This is a genomic window from Candidatus Dadabacteria bacterium, from assembly GCA_026706695.1.
Lineage (GTDB): Bacteria > Desulfobacterota_D > UBA1144 > Nemesobacterales > Nemesobacteraceae > Nemesobacter.
Map to the genome: position 1 here is coordinate 1 of JAPOYE010000007.1, position 7,786 is coordinate 7,786.

Consider the following 7,786-nt stretch of genomic DNA (forward strand, 5'->3'; position numbering starts at 1 on the left):
CTGCCCGTAACTTTTTAATAAAACTGCACCCCGTATCTAGAACGGAATCACCGTGCGAGAAGGGGCGGAGTAATGGAGAAAAATTGCGATTTTCTTGTTGTTGGCGGAGGAATTGTGGGTCTTGCAATCACAAATGAACTTCTTCTGCGCGGCTGCAGTAACATCATTGTTTTGGAAAAGGAAGAGAGCTTGGGGGCGCATTCAAGCGGCCGAAACAGCGGGGTTCTCCACGCCGGGATCTATTACACGCCCGATTCTCTGAAGGCGCGGTACTGCATTGAGGGGAACCGGATGATGAGAGATTTCTGCCACGAAAACGGAGTCGCTATATCCGAATGCGGCAAGGCTATCGTGGCGGACTCCGAGGAGAAGCTTGAAGGACTCCAGGCACTTCAGCAGAGGGCGCAGAGAAACGGAGTGGAGTCGTATCTTATCGATGAAAAAGAGCTTGCAGAGATAGAACCGCATGCCGCTACGTTTGAGAAAGCCATATATTCTCCCGCGACATCGGTGTTTGACCCTATGGGCGTTTTGGAGGCTCTTTGCTCGAAGATTAAAAAAACCGGGAAAGCACGTGTGCTTTTTGACACGGTTTTTATTGGACAAAAAAAGGACCGGGTTGCCCTTACGAGCGCGGGAGAGATAGCTTATGGAAAACTCATAAACGCTGCCGGGCTCCACGCGGACGTCATAGCGTGCCAATTCGAAGTGGGTCTTAGGTACAGAGCCATCCCTTTTATGGGTTCCTACAGCGAACTTACGAAAAAAAGTACTTATCTTGTCCAAGGAAATATCTATCCGGTTCCCGACCCGAGAATGCCTTTTCTGGGGGTGCACTTTACGAGGAGCACTTCGGGACGGGTCTTTATCGGTCCCACCGCCGTGCCGGTTCTGGGAAGGGAGAGCTACGGATTTCTTGAGGACCTGGGGTTAGAGTCGTTCCGGTTTCTTTACAGAAATGCGTCGATGTTCGTAAGTGACGGCGGATTCAGGGCAAATGCGCTCTCCGAGGTGAAAAAACATCTGGGGTCCCATTTCTACTCAGAAGCTAGAAAGCTGGTTCCCGGTCTCCTGCCCCGTCATCTAGTCTCTTCTGCGAAAACCGGTATCCGTTCGCAGCTTGTGGACTGGAAGGAGAAAAAACTTGTTATGGACTACGTCGTCTGCAGGGAAGAGAACACTGTTCACGTTCTAAACGCCATATCGCCCGCTTTTACATCCTCGATGTCGTTTGCCAAGCATGTAGCGGACATTCTGCTTGAGGAAGAAGCTCGCTAGAAGCAGTGAACACGGGGCTTTTTTATGCCCGGCCTTATTTTTTCCATTTTTCCTTGAAAAAATCCCGGCAATCGCATTTAATATTTATCCATATTCATCCTTTTTTCCATTGAGAAATTGCTTTAACCGGACTCGAAAATGCCCGAGCAAAGAGTCATAAGAAATTACGTCGACAGGCCCAACTCCTACACCATCGGATCATATCTGTCCTCGGGGGGATACTCGGCGCTGAGAAAAGCCCTTGGCATGGCCCCCGGAGAAGTAACCGACGCGGTCAAGAAATCGGGTCTGCGGGGAAGGGGAGGGGCTGGCTTTCCGGCGGGGATAAAGTGGAGCTTCATCCCGCCCGACTCAAAGAAACCGGTTTATCTCTGCTGCAACGCCGATGAGAGCGAACCCGGAAGCTTCAAGGACAGGGAGATTCTGGAGAAAGATCCCCATCAGATGATAGAGGGCATAATAATCGCCTGCTACGCTATCCGCTCCCACAAAGCCTACATATATATAAGAGGGGAGATGCCGTACGGTGCCAAAAGGATACAGCAGGCAATAGAGGAAGCTTACGAACACGGCTATCTCGGCAAGAACATACTCCTAAGCGGCTTTGATCTCGATATGAAGCTGTATATAGGCGCCGGCGCCTATATATGCGGGGAGGAGACCGGTCTTCTTGAGTCAATAGAAGGAAAAAAGGGAGAGCCGAGACCCAAGCCTCCTTTTCCGGCTCAGGTGGGCCTTTTCGGCTGCCCCACCATAGTCAACAACGTGGAGACGCTTGCATGCGTTCCCCATATAATAAACAACGGGGCGGACTGGTTTGCTTCGATAGGGACTCCCAGAAACACCGGAACCAAGATTTTCGGGCTGAGCGGGCATGTGAACAAGCCCGGGCTTTACGAACTTCCCCTCGGAATAAATCTTCTTGAGCTGATTGAGGAGTACGGCGGAGGAGTTCCTGGAGGAAGAAAAATAAAAGCGGTTTCTCCCGGTGGTTCTTCTTCCGCGGTTTTTTCCGCGGATGAACTGGACATTACGATGGATTTCGATACCGTTGCGGCTGCGGGCTCCATGCTTGGGACGGCGGGAGTAACTGTGATGGATGAAACGGTGAGCATGATCAAGGTAGCCCAGAACCTTGCCCATTTCTACAGAGATGAGTCATGCGGCCAGTGCGTTCAGTGCAGAGAAGGGACGTGGTGGCTTGAGAAGATACTGAGGGAGATTGACGAAGGCAAGGGATCCATTGAGCACCTCGACATAATACTTGATGCGTGCTCGCAGATGAGGGGAACGACCATATGTGCCCTTGCAGATGGCTGCGCCATGCCCGTTGACTCAATAGTGAGAAAATTCAGAGACGAGTTCGAAGAGCATATAAAAAGAGGATATTCTTAGCGCTTGTGGTTTATAATACGAACTAGTTATATCTAACCGCTTATGGCTCGGTTAAAGAAGTAAGAAGTTTTAAGGGGAGAGAGGTAGGATTTTACAACAAGCTTTGGCGCCGTCAGGGGATTGAGGGGCGTACTCCGGACGAAGTTTGTTAAGATTTGGGTGGAAAGTTGCCGAGAAAGGAAGCAGCTTTAAATTGTTCGGGAAAAAAAAGAGAAATTCTTCTTTCAGGTCGATAGGGCCCACTTTTCTAGATGACCTATTCGGCGGTGTTGTCTCCGCGATCGTAATTCTGCCGATGGCGTTAGCCTTTGGCGTTGCCTCGGGGCTAGGGCCAGTTGCCGGAATCTACGGTGCCGTCGCAGTGGGATTCTTTGCCGCCACGTTCGGCGGCACGCCTGCGCAGATCTCCGGTCCCACCGGTCCGATGACTATCGCCATGGCTGCGATTGTCACCCTGTATGCCCACGACCTGGCGACCGCATTCACCATCGTCATGCTGGCCGGCCTGATACAGATATCTTTGGGGTTTCTCCGGGTCGGACGCTTTGTGGGGTACACTCCATACTCCGTGATTTCCGGTTTCATGACCGGGATCGGCGCGATCATCATAATCCTCCAGGTCGTGACTATCCTCGGTGCTGAGCCGATTCCGGGAGGGCCGCTTGTCCAGATTGCTGCTTGGCCGGAAGCCATTGCCAACCCCAATCCGCACGACCTTGCTGTTGGTTTAATCGCCTTGGCTATTTGTATTTTCTGGCCCCGCCGGATACGACGCTTCCTGCCCCCTGCGCTGGCCGCCTTGACGATCGGCACCTGCATTGCGTTGTTCGGACTCAACGAGGCACGAACCATGGGCGCGATCCCTGCGGGCCTTCCCGCGTTTCAGGTTCCGCAGATAGGGCTGGAATCAATCGGGCACTTTTTGGAGCCGGCACTGATTCTTGCGCTTCTCGGTTCCATTGACAGCCTGCTGACCTCGTTGATAGCAGATTCTCAAACCCGCACACGCCACAACCCCGATCGGGAACTCGTGGGGCAGGGCCTCGGTAATCTGGCGGCCGGTATTCTGGGCGCGTTGCCGGGCTCGGGAGCTCCGCTGGTCACCGTCACCAACATCCGGGCCGGCGGGCGCACTCCGCTTGCGGGCATCCTGACCGCGATCTTGCTGCTCGGCCTGCTGCTCGGCTTCGGCTGGATTGCCGAACCGATTCCGCTGGCTGTTCTGGCCGGCATTCTGATTAAAGTCGGCTGGGATATTATTGACTGGCGCTTTGTTGTCCATCTGCGGGTGATTCGCCTTGAGTATGTCTTTATAATGCTCCTCACCTTCCTTGTGACCGTGTTTGTTGATTTAGTCACCGCTGTCGCGCTCGGGTTGATCACTGCGGGCGTGGTGCGCTCGAGAGACTTGACTCAGAACGAACTGGAAGGCGTGTTTTCCCTGCCAGTTCTGGATTTTGATTCTTTACCGTCTTTAGCGGACATCAATCCCCATAACCTGCCGGTCGGATTCATCAAGTTAAGAGGAAGTTTCTCGATTGCTTCCGCAAACGAACTGACCCGAGTTATTGCTGCAGACATCGAGGATCACGACGTCATCATCCTCGACTTCTCCGAGACCACCAGCGTGGACGATAGCGCTGCGCTTGCGATCGAGGAACTCGTCCAGTCTGCCATTGATGATGACACCGCCTGTATCGTGTTGGGCCTGTCTGGTGACGTGGGTAAAGTCCTGCAATCTCTCAAGGTCTTCCACCGTGTCCCCGCCGGGAATTTCGTGGACACCCTTGACGAGGCGAAGCAGTTGTCCAAGAGCCTCCTTCACGAGCGCGGTGCCGATGACGAAGCCTAGCGAGGGAGGATGAACGGTGCCGTGCAGACGCGCTGGCGCATATGTTCACGCGCACCCATAGATTATCCGAGAGAATTTCTGAGCGTTTGATTTACTACTGCGGGATCGGCTTTTCCTCTTGTTGCCTTCATCACCTGACCGACGAAAAAACTGAGAAGCTTTGTGTCCCCGTTCCTATATCTCTCGACTTCCTTCGGATTTTCTTCGATTATTTTGCTTATAATAGAGGAAATCTCGTCTTCATCGGTAATCTGGGCAAGCCCCTTTTCGGTTACTATTTCTTCTGCGCGTTTTCCCCCGCTTATCATCTCGGAGAATATTTCCTTGGCGGTCTTGCGGTTTATTTTTCCTTCCCCGATAAGGTTAAGCAGTTCGGCGAGGTTCTCGGGCTTGACCGGAAATTCTGCTATGCTGTCTTCGTTCTCCACTTCTCTAAGCATCTCGTTTAATATCCAGTTACTCGCCGCCTTCTTGTCTTTCGTGTGTTTTGCACACTCTTCAAAGTATTCGGCAAGCGGTCTTGAAGATGAAAGCGTCTCGGCATCGTTTCTCGGTATATTGAATTCATCCACGAACCTGCTGAGTTTTTCTTCGGGAAGTTCCGGGAGGGACAGGCGGATTTTCTCCAGATAATCCTCCACCACCACAACCGGCAGAAGGTCCGGGTCCGGGAAGTACCTGTAGTCGTGAGCCTCCTCTTTTGATCTCATTGCGAACGTGACCCCTTTTTGGGAGTCGAAAAGCCTTGTTTCCTGGACCACCTTTCCGCCACTTCGCAGAACCGTCTCCTGTCTCTTTATTTCGTATTCTATGGCCCTTTGTATGAAGCGGAAGGAATTAAGATTTTTGATCTCGGTTTTAGTTCCGAGTTCGCTCTGCCCTGCCAGCCGCACGGAGACGTTCGCGTCGCAGCGCAGGCTTCCTTCCTCCATGTTCCCGTCGCAAACCTCGATATATCTGAGGATTGTCCTAAGTTTCTTTACGTATTCAACCGCTTCTTCAGCGGTTGAGATGTCGGGCTCGCTGACTATCTCCACAAGCGGCACTCCCGCCCTGTTGAGATCCACGTGGCTTTCAAAGTCGGAGTATTCGTGCACGAGTTTCCCCGCGTCTTCTTCCAGGTGTATTCGGGTTATCCTGATCTTTTTTTTGCCGTCCCCCGAATCTATCTCGAGATGTCCTCTGAGGCAAAGCGGTTCGTCGTACTGCGAAATCTGGTATCCCTTCGGAAGGTCCGGGTAGAAGTAGTTCTTCCTTGCGAATCTGGATTTCTGGACGATTTCGCAGTTGGTCGCAAGACCGGCCTTTATGGCGTATTCAAGAACCCTTTCGTTAAAAACCGGCAACACCCCCGGCATTCCCAGACAGACCGGATTCACCTGGGAGTTGGGGGGACTTCCGAATTTCGTCGAGGAAGAAGAAAATATCTTGGATTCAGTGGCAAGTTGTGCGTGTACTTCGAGACCGATTACCGCTTCGTACTCCATTGATCGTTCCTTTGGGAAAAATTTGATAAAGCAGCCGAGCGAAAATTATATATGTACTTGGCCAGCAGGCAACCTCTGGTCCGCGTATTTCTGTCTGGAACAGGGGATAGATCTAGCGGAAAGCCCCCTCAACGGATCAATCGTTTCTTTTTGACCTTTCGCCCCAAAAACTTTATTCTTTCTGCCCATGGAGGTGTATCCTCCTGTTGATTAGTTTGAGTGAATTCAAATCAATCGGATATGCCGCTTTTTTTTCAAACCCTCCGTACACCAGATTTGAATATAACTCAGAGGAGGACGTAAGATGAGGATTTTAGCAGTTTTAGCTGTTTCTTTAATGACATTGTTTACCTTTATGCCACTTCCCGCCCAAGCCGACGGCGACCAGAGCATAAAGGAGCAGATAGAGGACCTTAAGAAGCAGATAGAAAGGCTTGAGCAGCAGATGAACATGAAGGAGTACGAGGCCACGGTGAAAGATTCTAAGGCTTGGTACAACAAGATAAAGGTCAAGACCAAAAAAGGCGCGGGTCTTACTTTCCAGACCGCAGACAGCAACTACAAGCTCAGGATGCGCTTTTTTGGACAGTTTCTGGCCAACTACACAGATCCTGACGCTGACGAAGAGGGTTTCGGTTTCAGTGTAAGAAGCCTCTGGTTGATCTGGGACGGTAACGCTTTCGCTCCTTGGATGAAATACACGGTTCAGTATGATCTCGCAGGGGGCGGGCTAAAGGATATGAGGCTTTCGTTTGCCAAGAACAAGGCTTTTGTTCCCACGATAGGCCAGTACAAGGTTCCGTTTAGCAGAGAGTTTCTTACCTCAATTACCGCCCTGCAGCTTGTGGGAACCTCGATCATAGACGATTACTTTCGGTATGGCAGGGATATCGGTGGTGGTGTTTACGGTTTCCTCGGAGACGGTATGATTCGCTATGATGCGGGTGTTTTCCAAGGCGAAGGTGCGAACCAGAAAAACGACAAGGGTGATACCGGTATGCTCTGGGCAGGAAGGGTTCAGGCGGCCATTATCGGCGGAAAAGCCAGGAGTGTAAAAGAGAATTTTGCCAAGAGGCCAACGCTCATGGTTGCAGCCGCTGTTGCGGGTATAGATGTTGAGGACGGCAATGATGGCAATATAGGAATTCCATCCGGAGAGAGGGCGCTTGAGAGCGGAACAGTCACCTCCTTTACGGCGGATATAAACTACAGGGATCCAAGGTTCAACCTTACCGGAGAGTATGTAGGAAGGTGGGCCAATCCCGATGAGGGCGGTGTAGATACTGCCTATGATCAGGGTTTCAGGGTTCAGGGCGGTTTCTTCCTCCTTCCGAAAAGGATTGAGCTTGCATCGAGGTACGCGATGGTCATCTTTGACGATAGTGCCAGCGTTCTCGGAGGAAATGACCTTGACAACGTATGGACGTTCACCCAGGGGCTTAGCTACTACCTGAGCGGCAATCACAAGTGGAAAGTGCAGCTTGACTACACGTTCCAGAGGGAAGAGGATCTCGCTGGCGCAGAGTCTGATGAGTCGATTGTAAGAGCGCAGGTTCAGACCTACTTTTAGGGATGCGTTTGGAGATATAGTCAAATCTGGTGTACAGGAGCATAATCAAGCGGCGATCTGATAGTCTGTTTTCACCTCTGCCGTTTTATCCATTGCCTGCTCGATTCCATTTCTGAATTTCCCTCTTTTACATTTTGACGATATTGAACTTGGTGTGGTTTAGGAAGAGGAAAATATCTTCGATTCAGTGGCAAGCTACGCGTG

General features: G+C 51.5%; 5 protein-coding genes. 4 read left to right on the forward strand and 1 reads right to left on the reverse strand.

The genetic code is table 11. The features are described 5' to 3' along the window. Nucleotides 1-72: 72 nt before the first annotated feature. The 3 genes from lhgO (at nucleotide 73) to OXG10_00370 (ending at nucleotide 4,525) form a co-directional block, all read left to right on the forward strand. On the forward strand, nucleotides 73-1,278 hold the full coding sequence (lhgO, locus tag OXG10_00360; protein MCY3825826.1) for an L-2-hydroxyglutarate oxidase: 1,206 nt from the start codon (nucleotides 73-75) through the stop codon (nucleotides 1,276-1,278). Nucleotides 1,279-1,416: 138 nt separating this feature from the next. Continuing rightward, complete coding sequence (gene nuoF / locus OXG10_00365) at nucleotides 1,417-2,673, forward strand: NADH-quinone oxidoreductase subunit NuoF (protein MCY3825827.1); 1,257 nt, start codon at nucleotides 1,417-1,419, stop codon at nucleotides 2,671-2,673. 193 nt (nucleotides 2,674-2,866) lie between these two features. Continuing rightward, nucleotides 2,867-4,525, forward strand: a complete 1,659-nt coding sequence (locus tag OXG10_00370) for a SulP family inorganic anion transporter (GenBank protein MCY3825828.1) — start codon at nucleotides 2,867-2,869, stop codon at nucleotides 4,523-4,525. Between the two features lie 62 nt (nucleotides 4,526-4,587). Here the strand turns inward: OXG10_00370 and gatB are convergent, their stop codons facing one another. Next, nucleotides 4,588-6,012, reverse strand: a complete 1,425-nt coding sequence (gene gatB / locus OXG10_00375) for an Asp-tRNA(Asn)/Glu-tRNA(Gln) amidotransferase subunit GatB (protein MCY3825829.1) — start codon at nucleotides 6,010-6,012, stop codon at nucleotides 4,588-4,590. A 304-nt stretch (nucleotides 6,013-6,316) separates the two neighbouring features. On the opposite strand from gatB, the gene OXG10_00380 reads away from it, so the two are divergent. After that, nucleotides 6,317-7,582 carry a porin gene (locus OXG10_00380; GenBank protein ID MCY3825830.1) on the forward strand — a complete coding sequence of 422 codons (1,266 nt, stop codon included), beginning with the start codon at nucleotides 6,317-6,319 and terminating at the stop codon, nucleotides 7,580-7,582. Nucleotides 7,583-7,786 lie beyond the last annotated feature (204 nt).